Genomic DNA, 17,401 nt, shown 5'->3' with positions numbered 1-17,401 from the left:
CGGCCTTAAGCAAGGCCGGGCAATCGCCGATTAAATCGAGAGATAGCGCTTGCGCCAAGGCAGCATGTGTTCCTGCCATGCGCGCGGCGTGAAATCGTCATAGGCAGTCTCGGCGATCGCCAGCATCCAATTCTGCGCCTTGCGGGCCAGCAAGACGCATGACAATTCCATGCCAGGCTCGACCGCGATCGAGGGCCGGTTGGCGCCTGGGATATCGATGCCCTTGTTACGCCACTGGATGCGGATTTCGTCGGGCTCGGATGTCCATTCGCCGGAGGCAACGGAAGCGTTGCCATCGGGCTTGAAGCGAAGCGGCGGCGGGGTGACATTCAGAAAGCTGCCATCGTTGCGGTAGTTGCCATCGATATCACCCGCAGTCGCTCTGCCGTTTCTCTCGAGAACGATGTCCTGTTCGCACCGCAAGAATATGTTGCGCCGAAGGCTGCCGGACCACCGACGGTTTGCGAAGAACGCGATGTCGCATTGGCTAATGACGTTATCGTGGATATCGATGTCTTTGCGAAATGCCAGCTCCTTATCCGAAAAGCCGCTCAGGCTGACGCCACGATTGGTGTTCTCGATCCAGTTATCATAAATGTGATGGCCGGCGTGGTCGGCCTTGTCGCCTACGCCGTAGCCGAAGGAATAATCATTCATCCTGCCATCGCGCATGATGTTGCTGCGCACCACGGCGTCATCCCCGATCGACGAAAAGGAGAAATTCTTGCCGCCGATAAAATTGTACTCGACCAGGTATTTTCGCGTTTTGTCGCAGACCAGCGCGCCCTTGTTCGATGCGCTCGCCGGCGACTGCAGGAAGAGGTTGCCGCGGATCACGATATCGGAGCTGATATTGTCGTCGCTGTTTTGATAGGCGAACTGGCAGCAGTCTGCTCCCTCGCCTGGCGCCGCGCCGATGCGATTATTCTCCAGCAACACGTGCGTCGTCTTCGTCAGGTAGATGCCGTCGCCGTTCACATTCTCCGTTTCACAGCGCCTGACGGTGAGATTCCTGCCATTGTGAAATTTGAAGCCTCGTGGAGAATTCTTGACGATAACGTCTTCGATCACCGTATCGGAAAACACCTGATAGGCGACGCCGACATCGGGCGCACCATCGATGACCTGTCCGCGTGTAGACGCGCCGTGAACTTTCTTTCGCAGGATGGCGGTCATTACATTTCCTTCGATACCGGTGCCGCGGGGAATTAAGCAGAGGGCATGTGGCGGATGTTTGAATATTTGGAAATTCAGCTTGTAAACTGCCCATCTTTCAAAAACGACAGGGTCTGGCTCCACATCACCTTGTTGACGGGCAAGAAAGTGTGGTTTGCCGGAATGACGATATGCGCCGACGTGCCGTCGAGACGGGTGCTCTCCACCGAAACCTTCCCATCATTCGGAACGCTGAGGCCGATGATAAGCGAAGAGACCGGGTCGATGGTCCGGTTTCCGGCGATGATGCCAAGTTCATAATCCGCAGTGCCAAACAGCTCGGTCATTGCGGTTTGATCGGTAATCAGCTGCTGTCCTGCCGGTCCATAGACCTTCCTGTATAAGGGCCAGTTTTTGAGGAAATCGGCAATCTGACTGCCGTTGTTCGGCGTTCCGACCATCACAACTCTCCCCAGGTTGGCTGGGCGATAGTTCCTGAGAAAAGCGCGGACAATCAGCCCGCCCATCGAATAACCGACGAAATGGACCCGACCGTCGCCTGCCTCCTTCGCAGCGCCGTCGATCTCAGGTCGGATGATGTCGACGAGGTCGCCGATCGAAAACCTGGTGGAGGGGTAACCGACATTCACAACCCGATAACCGTGGCCGGACAGGAAGCCGGCGAGCTTTGCCATGCTTTTCTTCGTCCGGGCAATGCCGTGAAAAAGGAGGACTGTGTCGTTCATCATGTGTCCGCTTGACGGGGCTGCTATCGATCAGGCTCTATCCTGTAGCTCTCAAGGTGAAGCGTGTCGATTCAATGCCGAACAGCCAGACATCCGAACAGTTTCGTTCCGGCGCGCACGTGCGCGAAGCTAAGAACGACACGGCCGTGATCGGTGAGAACGAAATCCAAGCATTCCCTTTCGACGCAGGAGAGGCGCAGGCCAGCCTCCGCTCTTCCGCCGACGGAATTGGCGGCTTATTCCGTTGGCGCCCGAACAGCCCTCACAATACATTCAAATACATTGATTGATTGCATTCGATATAGTTAGAATTTTCCTATTTGATGCGGCAAGACATCTTGATGCAGGGCTCTCTCTCGCATCCATGGCCATGTGATCAGCACCAGAAGCGGCGGCAACCTCGAAGAGCTTCCCCAAACCCAGCGCTCGAAAGCGGCTCATATGTATCCTCACACTGATTGACGATCAATTGAATGCATGTGTTTTGAGCTTTCATGCATTCGTTTTTTGCATTCGATCGCCCAGAAAATCAGCTTTAAAACTTTAACTCTCGTACTTGATCGCATAATTGAATGCATTATTGGTAGATTTGACTGCTATTTATGCATAATCAATGTGGCATGACGCTTGCAATTGGATGGATGCTCCCCGGAAGGGGATCGGATTTCAATCAAGGAGCCATCCATGCCCCCAGTGACCAAGCCAGCCAATCAAAAAGGCGACTTTCTTGTCGATTACGAGGACAAGGTTTTCGAGGACGTGCAGGCCGGCGAAGGCGAAAAAGCCCTCGTCACCTTCCATACCGTGGCCTTCGAAGGATCGATCGGATTTGTCAACCTGTTGCAGGCGACGCGCCTGAAGCGGAAGGGTTTCGAGACCTCGATCCTTCTCTACGGCCCAGGCGTGACGCTCGGCGTCCAGCGCGGTTTTCCGACGCTCGGCGCGGAGGCCTTTCCCGGCCATCTGAATTTCAACAACCAGATCGTCAAGTTCATGGAGGAGGGCGGCAAGGTCTATGCCTGCCGTTTTGCCCTTCAGGCGCTTTACGGCCATGGCGAAGGCGCGCTGATACCCGGCATCACGCCGATCAGTCCGCTCGACGTTCTCGACCTGATCCTGATCCATCGCCGCGACGGCGCCTTCATCCTTGATACGTGGACGCTCTAAGCACCAGGCGCGCTCCGAAGAATAAGGGGCGGAGCCTTGGCGCTCCGCCTCCCCACCCGTCAATCGAGGATTTCGTCATGGAGAAAAAACCGAGCGTCCGGGTTGCCGCCGCGCAGATCGCGCCGGATCTGACCTCGCGCGAGAAAACACTGGCCCGCGTGCTGGATGCAATTCGCGAAGCGTCGGCCAAAGGCGCCGAGCTGATCGTCTTTCCCGAAACCTTCGTCCCCTGGTACCCCTATTTTTCTTTCGTGCTGCCGCCTGTTCTCTCCGGCAAGGAGCACGTGCGACTTTACGACGAAGCCGTCACGGTGCCGAGCGCTGCCACCGATGCCGTCTCGGCAGCCGCCCGCGAGCATGGCATCGTCGTGGCGCTTGGCGTCAACGAGCGTGACCACGGATCGCTCTATAATGCCCAGCTGCTGTTTGATGCCGATGGCACGCTCATCCTCAAGCGTCGCAAGATCACCCCGACCTTTCACGAGCGGATGATCTGGGGCCAGGGCGACGCCTCCGGCCTGAAGGTGGTCGACAGCGCCGTCGGACGCCTTGGGGCGCTGGCCTGCTGGGAGCATTACAATCCTCTGGCCCGCTACGCCCTGATGGCGCAGCACGAGGACATTCATATCGCCCAGTTTCCAGGCTCGATGGTCGGGCCGATTTTTGCCGACCAGATGGAAGTCACCATCCGCCACCATGCGCTGGAAAGCGGTTGCTTCGTGGTCAATGCCACAGGCTGGCTGACCGACGGGCAGATCGCCTCCATCACCTCCGACGCGGGCCTGCAGAAGGCCCTGCGCGGCGGCTGCATGACCGCGATCATCTCACCCGAAGGCAAACACGTCGTGCCGCCGCTGACGGAAGGCGAAGGCATCCTGATCGCCGATCTCGACATGAGCCTGATTATCAAACGCAAGCGGATGATGGATTCGGTCGGCCATTATGCCCGACCCGAGCTGCTGCATCTTGTCATGGATGGCCGCGCCACTGCGCCGATGGTCACCCCCACCCAGCCATCCCTCCCCACAGCCGAAGCAAGGACCCTTTCCGATGGAGAATACGACACGTCTGCCGACCGAGATTCTGATCAACGAATTGCAGTCCTACGGAGCCCGGCTCATTGATCCCAAGGCCGGACATGAAAGCCGCCGCGGTGGTGCCGGACCTTCCGACCATAAGGCACTGACCATTGACGGCATGACGGTGATGGTGCCGGTTCACACCGCACCGGCGTTCGAGAGCCCCTATCTGGTGGAAAAGCCGGACGATATGGGCCGCAGCCGTATCAGCCGGGATGGCACGGTGCTGGGCGAGGTCTCCTTTCCCCTGCGCCCACGCTTCTACGAGCGCTCGACCGCCGACGGCATTCCTTATTCGCAGATCGCCGTTCTGCACGGCAAGGACGTGCTGGCCACGACCGTGCTGCAGACCTGCATCCGCTATCAGAGCCGCACCAAGACCTGTCAGTTCTGCGCCATCGGCCAATCGCTGGCCGCCGGCCGCACCATCGCCCACAAGACGCCAAAGCAGCTCGCGGAAGTCGCCAAGGCCGCCGTCGAACTGGACGGCGTCAAGCATATGGTGATGACCACCGGCACGCCGAAGGGCGACGACCGCGGCGCTGCGATCCTCGCCGACAGCGCCCGCGCCATCAAGGCGGCCGTCAACATTCCCATCCAGGCGCAATGCGAGCCGCCGGAAGACGATATATGGTTCACCCGCATGAAGGAGGCCGGCGTCGATGCCCTCGGCATGCATCTGGAGGCCGTTACGCCGGAGGTGCGTGCCCGCATCATGCCGGGCAAGGCGCAGGTCTCGATCGCCAAATACATGGCCTCATTCAAGGCCGCAGTGGAGGTCTTCGGGCGCGGCCAGGTCTCGACCTATATCCTGGCGGGGCTCGGCGACAGCCGTGAAGCCATTCTGGACATCTGCGAAAAGCTGGTTACGCTCGGCGTCTATCCCTTCGTCGTGCCCTTCGTGCCGATCTCCGGCACGCCGCTCGAAAGCCATCCGGCACCGAGGCCCGACTTCATGCACTCGATCCTCGGGCCCTTGTCCAGGATGCTGGTCACCAGCGGCTTGAAGGCCGTCGACATCAAGGCCGGCTGCGGCAAATGCGGCGCCTGCTCCGCCCTTTCCACCTATGAAAGGATGCTCACCAAATGATGTTCGAAACCTTTGCTCCCTATCGCTCGAGCGAGTTCCAGGTGAAGTTCGCGACCTCCGCCTGGGAACGCAGCCAAGCGCACGCGCTGCGCCGTGCCGTCTTCTGCGAGGAACAGCAGATCTTCGAGGGCGATGATCGCGACGCGATCGACGATCACGCCATCCCGATCGTTGCTCTCTCCATGCTCGGCATTGCCGCCGACCAGCTGGTCGGAACGGTGCGCATCCATCAGGCCGAACCCGGCCTCTGGTGGGGCTCGCGGCTGGCGGTCCATCAGGATTTCCGCAAGATCGGCGCCCTGGGGGCGACCCTGATCAAGCTTGCCGTGTCCTCCGCCAATGCGATCGGATGCCACACATTCCTCGCCAATGTGCAGGTGCAGAACGGTCTGCTGTTCCGCAGGCTGCACTGGGATGTGATCGAGGAGTTCGAGGTCTATGGCAAGCCGCATCTCAGGATGAAGGCCGACCTTGCCTACTATCCGCCCTGCGCCACACCCGAGGCAGGCTTCACCGCCCTTTCCAGAAAGGCGGCGTGAGAATGGCGGCGATCGACATCAAGGCCCTGGCGGCAAAACTCTCGACCAGCAGCGGCATCGCCGCCAAGCAAGATATCGGCACGATCGCGGCAAGGCTCGGCCTTCAGGGGCAGCAGATTGCCGTCGGCGACGATTGCGCCGCGCTGCCCGACGGCGACGGCTATCTGCTCTTTGCCATTGAAGGCTTCATGAACGAGTTCGTCGCCGCCGACCCCTGGTTCGCCGGCTGGTGCGGCGTCATGGTCAATATCTCCGACGTCGTTGCCATGGGCGGCCGGCCGATCGCCGTGGTCGATGCCGTCTGGGCCAATGGCGAGGCAGGCGCGACACCCATTCTGGAAGGCATGCGGGCGGCATCCAGCGCCTTTGGCGTACCGATCGTCGGCGGCCATACCAATATCCGCAGCGACCGCGGCCAGTTGTCGGTCGCCATTCTCGGTCGCGCCAACAAGCTGCTGACGAGCTTCGACGCGAAACCCGGCGATGTGCTGGTTGCAGCCATCGACCATCGCGGCCGATACCACGAACCTTTCAATAACTGGGAAGCCGCCACCGATGCCGCGCCGGCACGCCTGCGCGGCGACCTCGAATTGCTGCCCGAGATCGCCGAGGCCGCGCTGGCTCAGTCTGCGAAGGATATCAGCCAAGGCGGCATCGTCGGCACGGCCATCATGCTGGCCGAATGTTCGCATGTCGGCATCGATATCGACGTCACCGCCATTCCCCTGCCCGCCGGTGTCAGCCTCGATCGCTGGCTCGTCAGCTTTCCGAGCTTCGGCTACCTGCTCTCCGTCGCGCCGCAACATGTGGCCGATGTCGTCAGCCGCTTCACCGCGCGCGGCATCAGCGCTGCGGTCATCGGCGCGGTCGTAGCCGGCGCCGAAGTCGCGCTGGTCGACGGCGAGAGCCGTGCAGTGGTGCGCAATCATGCCGAAACACCCCTGCTGCAGCTCGGCCGACAGGATGTCGCAGCATGAGCCTCCCGCCGCACCGAACGCTCCGCATTGCCATGCTGACCCATTCCACCAATCCGCGTGGCGGCGTGGTTCATGCCATGCAGCTTTCGGAAGCGCTGACCTCGCTTGGCCATGAAGTGGTCCTGCACGCGCCGGATGCCAAAGGGACGGGCTTCTTTCGCCAACCCTCCTGCGGCACGGCCTGCATTGCCGTGCCGCCGGCACCCGCCGACATGACGCAAATGGTCGAGCAGCGGATTGCAGATTATGTCGACTATTTCCGGAGAAGGGGAACCGATGGCTTCGACCTCTTTCACGCCCATGACGGCATTTCCGGCAATGCGCTGGCGACGCTCAAGCTGGAGGGCCTGATCCCGAATTTTGCCCGCACTGTCCACCACATCGACCAGTTCGCCGATCCGCGCCTGATGGCTTTGCAGGATCGCGCGATCGATGCCGCCGATATCTTCTTCGCCGTCAGCCGCCTCTGGCAGGGCAGGCTGAGAGACGGGCGCGGCATCGAGGCGACAGTGGTCGGCAATGGCGTCGACACCAACCGCTTCTCGCCTGCCTGGAGCGGGGAACAGGTCGCTCTGCGCGACAGACTGCAGCTCGGAAGCGGGCCGATCTTCCTCAGTATTGGCGGCATCGAGGCGCGAAAGAACACCCTTGGTATTCTCGAAGCCTTTCGCCAGGTCCGCGCCATTCGGCCGGATGCCCAGCTTGTCATTGCCGGCGGCGTCTCTCTCCTGGACCATGGCGACTATCAGGAGGAGTTCCGTTCTTGCCTCGCCTGCCTCGGGCGGGACGCCGCGGCGGTGCATATCACCGGCGCGATCGCGGATGCCGACATGCCGAGCCTCTACCGGCTGGCGGATGCGCTGGTGTTCCCTTCGCTCAAGGAAGGCTTCGGCCTCGTCGTTCTGGAAGCCATGGCCAGCGGCATTCCGGTCGTGACATCCTCGATTGCGCCCTTCACCGAATACCTGGGTCCCGGCGATGCGATCTGGTGCGATCCGCATCATCCGGTCTCGATTGCCGAAGGCATGGCGCTGGCGCTGGTCGCACCGATCCGCGAGCAGATCATTCCCCGTGGTCTCGCGGTGGCAGCCCGCCATGGCTGGCAGCAAACCGCAACAGCCCATCTTGCCCGCTATCACACGCTGCTGGAGCCCGACCATGCCTGAAATGCGGTTCGTCATTGCCTGGCCGGATGGCCGCAGGGAGACCTGTTACTCGCCCTCCCTGGTCATCAAGGACTATTTCGCCGAGGGCCAAAACTATCCGTTGTCCGACTTTCTCGATCGCAGCCGCACGGCACTGACCATCGCCAGCGACAGGGTCAAGGCGAAATACGGCTATCCCTGCTCGCTGGCGCTCGGCCAGCTGTCGCGCATCGAACAGGCCGCCACTCCCTATCTCACCGACGCAGAGGCCGAAGTCCGCTGCGAAAGCTTCATCCTTTGAAAGGACCCATCATGACCACACCATCCCTCAAGAGCCATTACAGTGCGGTTGTCGTCGGCGGCGGCCAGGCCGGGCTCTCGGCCTCTCACTATCTGAAGAGGCAGGGCATCGATCACGTGGTCTTCGAGAAGAAGACCGTTGCGCATAAGTGGAAGAACGAACGCTGGGACGCCTTCTGCCTGGTGACGCCGAACTGGCAATGCCAGCTTCCCGACCATCCTTATGACGGCACGGATCCGCACAGCTTCATGGTCAAGGACGAGATTCTCGCCTATGTCGATCGCTTCGTGAAGAAGGTCGAGGCGCCGGTCCTCGAGCAAACCAGCGTGACGTCGCTCGAAAAGCATGGCGGCCTCTTCCGGCTCGAGACCTCGGCTGGTGCAGTGACCGCCGATGCCGTGGTGATCGCCACCAGCCTCTATGCGGGTCCGGCCATTCCGCGTGCTGCCGAGCGCCTGCCCGAGGACATCATGCAGATCCACACCGCCGCCTATCGCAATGCCGATCAACTGCCGGATGGCGGCGTCATCGTGGTCGGCTCCGGCCAGTCCGGCTGCCAGATTGCAGAGGATCTGCATCTTGCCGGCCGCAAGGTGCATCTCGTCACCGGCAACGCGCCGCGTTGCGCCCGGTTCTATCGCGGCCGCGATGTGGTCGACTGGCTTTCCGATATCGGCCAATACGACATCACGGTCGAACATGATGGCATGACGAAGAAGAAGCACGACACCAACCATTACTTGACAGGACGCGACGGCGGACGCGATATCGATCTGCGCAAGTTCGCACTGGAGGGCATGGCGCTATACGGCCGCATGTCCGGCATCGCCGCCGGCCGGATGCTGTTCGAGCCGAACCTGAAGGCCAATCTCGACGGCGCCGACCGTGTCTATAACGGCATCAATGCCCTGATTGACCGGCATATCGCCGAAAAAGGCATCGATGCTCCGGCTGGATCCCCCTATGTCCCTGTCTGGGAGCCCGAGGCGGAGATTGCCGAACTCGACCTGAAGGCGGAGGGGATCACCTCGGTCATCTGGGCCACGGGATTCAACCCGGATTGGTCCTTCGTCGGTCTGCCGATCTTCGACGGCAATGCCTATCCCGTTCATCGCCGCGGCGTCACTGCCGTCGACGGCGTCTACGTGCTGGGACTTCCCTGGCTCTGGACCTGGGGCTCGGGCCGGTTCCTCGGCGTCGGCAGGGATGCCGAACATGTGGTCGGGCATCTTGCGGCTCGACGTTCGGCACAGACATCGTCTCTCAAGCAATCGGTCAGCGCCTGATCATGAGCGCGGCCCTTCTCGATTTTCCGCCCGCAGGACTTTCGGCACGCGACCTGATGGAACGTGCCCTTAATCCGCATATACTGCTGGGCATGCCGCATTTGAATGGAAACGGGCTGTCCGAGACCTGGCTGATGAAGGAACTCGGCCATCGTCACTGGCTGATGCTTGCCTGTCATCTCGGGCTCGACAATGCGGATTTCAGAACGGCCGATGGAGAGGAGGCCTATGCCGCGATCTGTACAACGTCGCTGACGGATGCAGGTTTCGACGTGGTGCAGGCGAACGACATTTTGAGCATCCACTCGATACTGTCCGCAGTCTCGCGAACCCGGACGTCGACCCGACACGAGTTGTCCGTCCACGGAGGAAGCGTCGGCGCGGTCGAACTCATCTCAACCTTCGTTCACAGAACGATCAAAGACAACAATCACTCGATAGCCCGTGTGACGTTGCCTGGACCGCAGGGAGAGCGTTTCCAGCCCAGCCGTCTGGCTGAGAAGGCTGCAGACATTCGGAATGGGCGGTTGGGAACGCATTTCGGGTTTCCGGTCCTCGCCAACAAAGCGCTCAGAACCTTTCAGTTTAATCCCAGCGCCTCGCAGGAGTTCAACGGCGCAGGCCTGTTTTACTTTGCCGAGTATCAGGCATTGGCCGATCGCGCCCTGGAAAATTGGTTTCCCCGCAAAGGGCCAGTCGTCCGAAAAGACGTTTTCTTCCTCGGAAATATCGAACGAAATGAAAGCGTTTTCTTCGACCTCCTTGATTTTTCTGACGAACAACAAGCTGCCCATGGGCAACTACGACGCGAAAATGGGAAGGTGATCGCCAAAGTATTCGGTATGTGGACGTGTCTTCGCTAAGGCATGGACGGGAGTCCGCACCAGCGGCGCGCTTGATGCGGCGTCCCGCTAGTGATCTATTGGACGATGAAATGAAGGTGAACTTCAGCAGCCCGTCTCATGAATGTTCGACCGCTCCTGTGCTAGTGCCCTTTGCGCCTTTGAACAGACGCGCGGCGCTGTAGAGAAAGAAATGCGTGCACGTGACCAGCATCCGACATATCGCTAAACTTGCAGGAACGTCAGTCTCTTCGGTCTCGCGCGTGCTCAACAACAGCGGTTACGCCTCGCCTGAGCTCAGGGATCGCGTCGAGGCGGCTATCCGAACGCTGAACTACACGCCGAGCAAGGGTGCCCGTATGCTGCGCGGCGCACCAAGCCGGATGATCGGACTGATGCTGCCGTCGATTGAAGTGCCTTTCTTCGGCATCCTGGCCCATGCGATCGAACAGGAATTGTTCCAGCACGGCTATCAGACGCTGATCTGCAGCACGGCGGAAAATATGGACCATGAGGTGCGCTATATTTCCATGCTGCTCGCCCAGCGCGTCGATGGCGTTATCGTGGCAAGCGCCTTCGGCAGCATCGAGCATTTCGGGGTGCTACGGGACGCTCGCATTCCGATCATCGCCATTGACCGCGAGCTGAGCGGCATTGCCGACGATGCTGTCATGGCCGATCACGAGGAAGGCGGACGGCTGATGGCGCGCCATCTGATCGATCTCGGCCATCGGGCAATCGCCATCGTCGGCGCGCCGGCCCACAGCCAGCCGATCCAGCTTCGCCTGCAAGGCATCACGGCCGAGATGGCGAAAGACGCCATCGCGCCCGCCATCGTGGCGATGGCCGAAGAGCACAGCTTTGCAGAGACCTACCGGCTGGCGCGGGAGCTGCTGGCGTCTCGACCTGAGGTCACCGCGATCATCGGCACGACCGACGTTTCGGCGATTGCGGCAATCCATGCCATCCTGGATCGCGGATTTTCCGTTCCGAGCGACTATTCGGTCGTAGGCTTCGACGACCTGCCGGAGGCAGCCTACGTCTTTCCACGGCTGACAACGGTCGCACAGCCGATCCGCGACGTCGGGCGGCAGGCAGCACGGCTGCTGGAAGCGCTGATCGACGAGCACCACACGGGAGACGAATCTCGGCAAGGCGCGATCGTAAAAGTGCCGGTCACGCTGATCGAGCGCGATTCCACCGGTCTCGTCCGCAACTGAGGTCGGACCCCGAAGCTAGGGCCGGACGATGACCTTGATCTCGCCTGGCAATGGCGCGCTGCCCACCACCTCGGCGACCTCCTCGAGACCTATGGTTTTGGTGACCAATGCGTCCAGTTCCAACACCCCGCTCGCGACCATTGCCGCAGCACGCGAATGAGTGAAAGGGTTGAGGTAGGCCGGCCTGATATCGACTTCGTTGACCAGCAGATCGAAGGGCAGAACCGGCACCTCGACACCCGCCGGCGTCACCCCGAAAAGCACAAAAGTGCCACCGCGCCGCGCCATTTTCAGCCCGTTTTGAAGCGTGTCGCTGACGCCGGCGCACTCGATGACCACGTCGGCACCGCCTTTGGTGACCTCTCGAACGGAAGCGATTGTGTCTGAACCGGCCGGGTCGAAGGCGTGCGTCGCCCCCAGGCGCAGAGCGGTTTGGCGTCTCGATTGCTGCCGCGTGATCAAAATAATCTCGCCTGCCCCAGCCAGGCGGGCCAGTTGCACCATGAGCAGGCCGATCACTCCCCCGCCGAGGATAGCGACGCTGTCGCCCGGACGGATCTTTGCCTTGTCGATGGCGTGGATACAGCAGGCCAGCGGTTCACTGAAGGCGCCGTGAACGGGATCGACGTCAGCCGGCAGGACGAAGGCCTGGGCCTGTGGCACCGCCACATATTCGGCAAAGCCGCCATCCCGTGTCACACCGATGGCAGTCAAGCTCTCGCACAAGTTCGGCCGCGCCTGCGTGCAAGCCCGACAGGTGCCGCAGGCAATATTCGGGTCCACCGTCACAAGCTCATCACCGGTAAAGCGGGTAACGGTATCGCCGATCGCTTCGACTATGCCGCAGAATTCGTGGCCCAGCGTCACGGGGATAGCCGTCGGATACTCACCCTTGTACATGTGGCGATCGGAACCGCAGACGCCGGCCACTGCAACCCGGACAAGCAGCTCGCCCGGCCCGGCAACCGGCTTCTCGACGATGCGCATGGTCAAAGACCCGATCGACTCTAAACGTACAGCTCTCATTCCACTCCTCCAGAGCACAAGTGATTGTGCTGATCACACGTCCGCCCCGCGGCATCGACCATCCCGGGCACGGCTCAAGCGCTCAGCTCATGACATTGCCGCCATCGACATTGTAGCACTGCGCCACGATATATGCTGCATCGGGCCCGGCCAGGAAGGCGGCCATGGCAGCTTGTTCTTGGGGGGCGCCAAATCGTCCGGCGGGCACGGCGGCGGCCACGCGGCGCTTGACGTCGCCGGGTTTCAAACCTTCCCGGCTGCCGAGTTTTGAATCGACGACGTCCCACATCGGCGTATCGACGACGCCGGGAGCGATGGCGTTGACGTTGATCCCGTAACGGATCAGCTCAAGAGCGCAGCTTTGGGTGATGCTGATGACGGCCGCCTTGGAAGCGCAGTAAGCCACGGCCGGTCCTTCGCCCCGGCGCCCAGCCTGGGACGAGAAGTTGATGATGCGTCCACCTTCCCCTCTCTCCACCATGTGCCGGGCAACGGCCTGCGTCATGAAGATCAGGCCTTCGATATTGACCTGAAATACCCTAGCGGTCCGTTCCCGGGATATTTCCAGGATGGACTCGACGTCGTAAATGCCTGCGGCGTTGACCAGGATGTCGGTCTGACCGGCGGTGGCGATGGTGAAGCGTACAGCTTCTTCGATGCTGTCCTGGCTGGTCACGTCAAGCGCCACACCCCAGGCCTGCGGGCCGATCGCTTCGGCGACCCGTGCGCATCGTTCACCGTCGAGGTCCGCCACGACAACCCTGGCGCCTTCGGCGGCAAAGCGTTCGCAGACCGCCTTGCCGATGCCGCTCGCTCCTCCTGTAACCAATGCCACCTTGCCGGAGAGCCGCGCCGTTTCCGTATGGGTCATCGCACTGCCTCCCCGGTCGCGCCTAAATCGGCAAAGGCGCCGTGCGCGGCTGCCATAATGAATAGCTTCATGTTTGCTCCTCCCCTTTTGACTGAACGATAATCGGAGCCGCCCTCCTGAGGCCGCGCCAATGGGCTAAGCGGATTCCGGGTTCGTCTCCTTCGCCTCGCGAATAAGGACAGACATGTCGGGGATGCCATCGGTGGCCGTCGCCCCCTTGAGGCAACGCGCAGCTGCGGCATGGGCGACGGCGCAGATATGCTCGACCGGCCAGTTCTCATGCAGGCCGTAGAGCACGGCGGCGCAGAAAGCGTCTCCTGCGCCGACGGTACTGACGATGTCATCGGGATCGACGGGTCGTGAACGCGTCATGATCGGAGAAGCGTCGGGCGAAAACCAGAAGCAGGTTTCCGGCGCATGGATGATCGCGCCCTTGGCGACGCCCGCCGCAAGCAGGCGCTCGCCCGCTTCCAAAAGCCCCGCCTCGATCAAATCTCCCTTCGCATCGCGAACGATAACGCCGGTTGCCCGCCCCGCCTCCATCTCGTTGATGATCAGGAAATCGCAGAAGGGCAGAGCGACGCCGACCTTGGCCGCAAATTCCGGGTCTTCGCTCGATACGAAATCCACGCAGGTCGTCAGGCCGGCGCGCCGCGCCGCTTCCAGCAGGCGCGATGCTCCCGAACGGCCGTCAGGGTCAATGCGGTCGAGACCCGGCAACAGCATGAGATAACCGAGATAGAACAGCCCGTAGCCGGCCGTGGCGAAGACCACGGGTGAGACAAGCTTGTCCGTGACGGCATCGTTGGCGCCACCATGATAGAAGAAGGTCCGGTTCTGGCCGGGCACATTCATGACATGCGTATGCGCCGTCACCCGGTCGGCAAGCGCGGTGAGCCCCCCGACATCGACGCCGGCAACCGCAAGACGGGCCTTGACGATCTCTCCGTCCTGATCGGCGCCGATGCATCCTGCTGCCGCCAGCTTTCCCGGAAATCCGAGCGAGGCCAGATCGGTGACGACGTTGGCCGCCCCGCCCCCCACGCCCAGATCCTGGTGCAGGATATGCGCGAGATTGCCCTGTTCGGGCCAATAGGACAGGGTGTGGACGCGATCGACGATGAAGTTTCCCGCGCAAACGATGCCGCCCTGCTTTTGACTGTCGCGATCGTGAACCTCCTCCCCGGCTCGCATCAGCTGACTCCTTCGTTCCACAGAGGTCTCAGCGGCGGCTCGTCTTCCTTGATCGCGGCAAAGCGCGCGATCGGCTCCAGAAAGAAATTGTCGCTATTGTCGTCGTTGACCTGGCTGACCTCGCCGACAAGGACAGGTCCGCCATCTTTCCTGCCGTAGAAGCGGTGGTAAAGCCCGGTGCGGATCGTCACGCTCTGGCCCGGCCGGAGAACCAGCGGCTCCCGTGCCGCGAGCCGGTGCGGTAGCCCGTCTACCGGCACCGTCACATCCTCCGTCAGCACATTGCCATCGGCATCGGTTGCGGCGAATTCGATGACGAGATCGCCGCCGGCGCGATTGATGATGTCTTCCATCTTCGCCGCATGACGGTGCGTCGGCGTGAGCTGCCCTTCCTCGACGAAGAGCAGCTTTTCGGCATAGGTCCGTTCACCCCTGATATCAACGATGCCATTGCGCAGGCAGAACAACACCAGACCGCATTCGGCGAAGCGGTCCGAGCCGAAGTCGGTGACATCCCACCCCAGCTGATGAGCGCGCAAATAGGCCGATGCCTCGGGATGAGCGGCAAAATCGGCCGCCGTCCAAGAGCCCCATGCCGGCAGGGACCAGTGCCAACGCTCGAGAGTCTCGGTTGCCTGCAGCAACGCGGCGTTGATCTCGGAGCGCTTCATCAGGCGGATGCCCCGTCATAGTCGACCGGCACCACGACGTCCTCGCGGCCGGATTTGAGGGCTGCCGTCAGGACCGCATGATGCGCCTGCGCCTCCGCCGGGGTCGCGCAGCCGAAACCGTTGGCATTGCCGCCGGCAAGCTCATCGACGAAGGCCGCCCACATCTGCTGTATGGCGTCGGCAAAACCGAATTCGAAGATCTTGCCTGTTATGGCTGGAAACAGCGAGCCATAGCCGAGATCCTCGGTGCTCCAAGCCTGCACACCGCCATTATAGTCCATCCACTGCCATTGGCGCGGCGACTTCGTGCTGAAGAACGCGCTCTTCTTCATGCCCAGAATGCGGATGTACCAGGTGTTGGATTCGCCGGGCGCGATGCGCCAGGTTTTCAGCACCATCGGGAAATCCTGATCGCCGGTGCGCACGCGGCTGCTGATCGTGGCATTGTCCCAGGTGGTGCAGGGCAGCATGCCGCTCTTGCCGTCAGGACGTTCGGTGACCTTCTTGACCAATTGCGCATGCAGGGTGGTCGGGCGCCAGCCGAGACGCAGCGGCACGTGCAGCACATGCATGCCGAGATCACCCATGCAGCCATAGTCGCCATTGAGATCGGCCATGCGCTTCCAGTTGATCGGCTTCTGCCGGTCGATATCCGAAGAGTGCAGGAAACCCGCCTCGACTTCGATTATATCCCCCATCTCGCCGCTTTTTGCGAGCGCGATGACTTTCTGCGCGCCGGGGAAGAAAGGCATTTCCGACGAACAGCGGACTAGGAGCTCGGGATGCTCGGCGAGAACCGCCATGATCTCCCGGTTCTGCGCGGCGTCCATGCCGAAGGGCTTTTCGCCGAGAAGATGTTTTCCGGCCTCCAGGATGTCGATGTAGAATTGCTGGTGCAGCACATGCGGGACAGCGCAATAGACCGCATCGATCTCGGGATTGGCCAGAAGCTCCTTATAATCGGCGGTGAACTGCCGAACGGTCGGCACATGATCCCTGAACCAGTCGAGCAGCGTCGCGTTGGTGTCACAGACGGCGACGATTTCCGGTCGCGCCTTCACATCGGCCAGATGCAGCCAGCGCGCCGCAGCACTCGCGAACTCGCGCCCCATCAGACCGCAACCGATGACGCCGAAGCGGAATATTTTCGTCATGACATCTCCTCCCAGACGCGCGTCAGCCAATATGCAGCAAGGCTTGCTCGACGGAAGCCTTGTCATGGACGATTGCCATCAAGGCCCGCGTCATACCGGCGGGATTTTGATGCTGGATGACGTTGCGGCCATAGACGATGCCACGGGCGCCCTGCTCCATCAACTGCTTGGTGCGGATCAGGATTTCCTGATCCGAAACGCGACCGCCGCCGCGCACGAGCACCGGCAGGCCTTGGGCGATTTCGACCACGCGGTGATATTCCTCGACATTGTCGCAGGGGTCGGCCTTGATGATATCGGCGCCGAGTTCGGCCGCCTGGCGCACAAGCGGCAGGATCTTGTCGATCGCGCCGTCGACCATATAGGCGCCCTTGGAATTGTCCTGCATGACGAGCGGCTCGACCATCAGCGGCATGCCGTAGATCTCGCATTCGCGTTTCAGGCTGTTCACATTGCGCACGCAGGCGCGGTAGACTTTCGGCTGGTCCGGCAGCATCAAAAGATTGACGACGACACAGGCGGCATCCAACGCAACGCCCTGTTCCACCGCCCTGTCGATCATTTCGGAAAACAGCTGAGACGGCAGGGGATTGCCATAGATGTTGGCGATGTCGGTGCGCAGCACCAGTGCCGGGCGATGTTTGCCGGGAATAGCCTGCAGAAGGGGTGCCGTCCCCGGCGGAAGCTGAATGGCATCCGGCGCCGCATCCGCGATCACCTCGATCGCCGTCTTCATGTTCTCGATGCCGGAAAGGAAGGTTCGTTCATTGAACATGCCGTGATCGATAGCAACGTCAAAACAATTTCCAGACACGCCGAAAAGTCGGTTCAATCGCGCGGATTTCATCAAACCTCCTCCCAATATGGTAACGTTTCCACATTTGGATAAACGCAGCAGGAATGCGAGTCAAGGTAATGTGGTAACGTTTCCATACTTG

The 17,401-nt window shown here is 61.2% G+C and carries 19 protein-coding genes; 11 read left to right on the top strand and 8 right to left on the bottom strand.

Annotated elements, in window-relative coordinates; all coding sequences use genetic code 11:
- Nucleotides 1-30: 30 nt before the first annotated feature.
- Both HFO71_RS08080 and HFO71_RS08075 read right to left on the bottom strand, forming a co-directional pair.
- Nucleotides 31-1,176 (bottom strand): right-handed parallel beta-helix repeat-containing protein, encoded by a 1,146-nt coding sequence (locus HFO71_RS08080; protein ID WP_221953996.1) that lies wholly within the window; start codon nt 1,174-1,176, stop codon nt 31-33.
- 74 nt (nt 1,177-1,250) lie between these two features.
- Nucleotides 1,251-1,901, bottom strand: coding sequence for an esterase/lipase family protein (locus HFO71_RS08075; RefSeq protein WP_221987813.1), 651 nt, complete (start codon nt 1,899-1,901; stop codon nt 1,251-1,253).
- 74 nt (nt 1,902-1,975) lie between these two features.
- Here HFO71_RS08075 and HFO71_RS08070 point away from each other — a divergent pair, with 74 nt between their 5' ends.
- The 11 genes from HFO71_RS08070 (at nt 1,976) to HFO71_RS08020 (ending at nt 11,547) form a co-directional block, all read left to right on the top strand.
- On the top strand, nt 1,976-2,191 hold the full coding sequence (locus HFO71_RS08070) for a hypothetical protein (RefSeq protein ID WP_221987810.1): 216 nt from the start codon (nt 1,976-1,978) through the stop codon (nt 2,189-2,191).
- Between the two features lie 394 nt (nt 2,192-2,585).
- Nucleotides 2,586-3,068 (top strand): MSMEG_0572/Sll0783 family nitrogen starvation response protein, encoded by a 483-nt coding sequence (locus HFO71_RS08065; RefSeq protein WP_168256627.1) that lies wholly within the window; start codon nt 2,586-2,588, stop codon nt 3,066-3,068.
- Between the two features lie 77 nt (nt 3,069-3,145).
- A complete protein-coding gene (locus HFO71_RS08060; protein WP_221987808.1) occupies nt 3,146-4,192 on the top strand; it encodes a Nit6803 family nitrilase in 1,047 nt (348 codons plus the stop codon).
- On the top strand, nt 4,119-5,237 hold the full coding sequence (locus HFO71_RS08055) for an MSMEG_0568 family radical SAM protein (protein ID WP_221987807.1): 1,119 nt from the start codon (nt 4,119-4,121) through the stop codon (nt 5,235-5,237). The genes HFO71_RS08060 and HFO71_RS08055 overlap by 74 nt, the downstream gene beginning before the upstream one ends.
- Nucleotides 5,234-5,776 (top strand): MSMEG_0567/Sll0786 family nitrogen starvation N-acetyltransferase, encoded by a 543-nt coding sequence (locus tag HFO71_RS08050; RefSeq protein WP_221987805.1) that lies wholly within the window; start codon nt 5,234-5,236, stop codon nt 5,774-5,776. The genes HFO71_RS08055 and HFO71_RS08050 overlap by 4 nt, the downstream gene beginning before the upstream one ends.
- Nucleotides 5,777-5,778: 2 nt before the next feature.
- Nucleotides 5,779-6,753, top strand: a complete 975-nt coding sequence (locus tag HFO71_RS08045) for a sll0787 family AIR synthase-like protein (protein WP_221987803.1) — start codon at nt 5,779-5,781, stop codon at nt 6,751-6,753.
- Nucleotides 6,750-7,919, top strand: coding sequence for an MSMEG_0565 family glycosyltransferase (locus HFO71_RS08040; protein ID WP_221987801.1), 1,170 nt, complete (start codon nt 6,750-6,752; stop codon nt 7,917-7,919). Before HFO71_RS08045 ends, HFO71_RS08040 begins: the two co-directional genes overlap by 4 nt.
- Nucleotides 7,912-8,199, top strand: a complete 288-nt coding sequence (locus HFO71_RS08035) for an MSMEG_0570 family nitrogen starvation response protein (protein ID WP_221987800.1) — start codon at nt 7,912-7,914, stop codon at nt 8,197-8,199. Before HFO71_RS08040 ends, HFO71_RS08035 begins: the two co-directional genes overlap by 8 nt.
- An 11-nt stretch (nt 8,200-8,210) precedes the next feature.
- Entirely contained in the window at nt 8,211-9,485 is a 1,275-nt protein-coding gene (locus tag HFO71_RS08030; protein ID WP_221987798.1) for an MSMEG_0569 family flavin-dependent oxidoreductase, read from the top strand.
- A gap of 2 nt (nt 9,486-9,487) precedes the next feature.
- Nucleotides 9,488-10,348, top strand: coding sequence for a Pnap_2097 family protein (locus HFO71_RS08025; protein ID WP_221987796.1), 861 nt, complete (start codon nt 9,488-9,490; stop codon nt 10,346-10,348).
- 176 nt (nt 10,349-10,524) lie between these two features.
- On the top strand, nt 10,525-11,547 hold the full coding sequence (locus HFO71_RS08020; RefSeq protein ID WP_221987794.1) for a LacI family DNA-binding transcriptional regulator: 1,023 nt from the start codon (nt 10,525-10,527) through the stop codon (nt 11,545-11,547).
- A 15-nt stretch (nt 11,548-11,562) separates the two neighbouring features.
- On the opposite strand, the gene HFO71_RS08015 is transcribed toward HFO71_RS08020, so the two are convergent.
- The 6 genes from HFO71_RS08015 to HFO71_RS07990 all read right to left on the bottom strand — a co-directional run bounded on the left by HFO71_RS08015 (nt 11,563) and on the right by HFO71_RS07990 (nt 17,310).
- Nucleotides 11,563-12,573 (bottom strand): zinc-dependent alcohol dehydrogenase family protein, encoded by a 1,011-nt coding sequence (locus tag HFO71_RS08015; RefSeq protein WP_221987793.1) that lies wholly within the window; start codon nt 12,571-12,573, stop codon nt 11,563-11,565.
- Between the two features lie 82 nt (nt 12,574-12,655).
- Nucleotides 12,656-13,444 (bottom strand): L-iditol 2-dehydrogenase, encoded by a 789-nt coding sequence (locus tag HFO71_RS08010; RefSeq protein ID WP_221987792.1) that lies wholly within the window; start codon nt 13,442-13,444, stop codon nt 12,656-12,658.
- A 135-nt stretch (nt 13,445-13,579) separates the two neighbouring features.
- Nucleotides 13,580-14,638, bottom strand: a complete 1,059-nt coding sequence (locus HFO71_RS08005; RefSeq protein WP_221987791.1) for a carbohydrate kinase family protein — start codon at nt 14,636-14,638, stop codon at nt 13,580-13,582.
- Nucleotides 14,638-15,309 (bottom strand): D-lyxose/D-mannose family sugar isomerase, encoded by a 672-nt coding sequence (locus HFO71_RS08000; RefSeq protein WP_221987790.1) that lies wholly within the window; start codon nt 15,307-15,309, stop codon nt 14,638-14,640. The genes HFO71_RS08005 and HFO71_RS08000 overlap by 1 nt, the downstream gene beginning before the upstream one ends.
- Nucleotides 15,309-16,463, bottom strand: a complete 1,155-nt coding sequence (locus tag HFO71_RS07995) for a Gfo/Idh/MocA family protein (RefSeq protein ID WP_221987789.1) — start codon at nt 16,461-16,463, stop codon at nt 15,309-15,311. The genes HFO71_RS08000 and HFO71_RS07995 overlap by 1 nt, the downstream gene beginning before the upstream one ends.
- Before the next feature lie 22 nt (nt 16,464-16,485).
- A complete protein-coding gene (locus HFO71_RS07990) occupies nt 16,486-17,310 on the bottom strand; it encodes a class I fructose-bisphosphate aldolase (RefSeq protein ID WP_221987788.1) in 825 nt (274 codons plus the stop codon).
- Nucleotides 17,311-17,401 lie beyond the last annotated feature (91 nt).

This window comes from Rhizobium laguerreae (genome assembly GCF_019778565.1).
GTDB classification, from domain to species: Bacteria; Pseudomonadota; Alphaproteobacteria; order Rhizobiales; family Rhizobiaceae; genus Rhizobium; species Rhizobium laguerreae.
The sequence above is the reverse complement of the archived record's forward strand: the minus strand, read 5'-3'. Positions and strand labels throughout refer to the sequence as shown.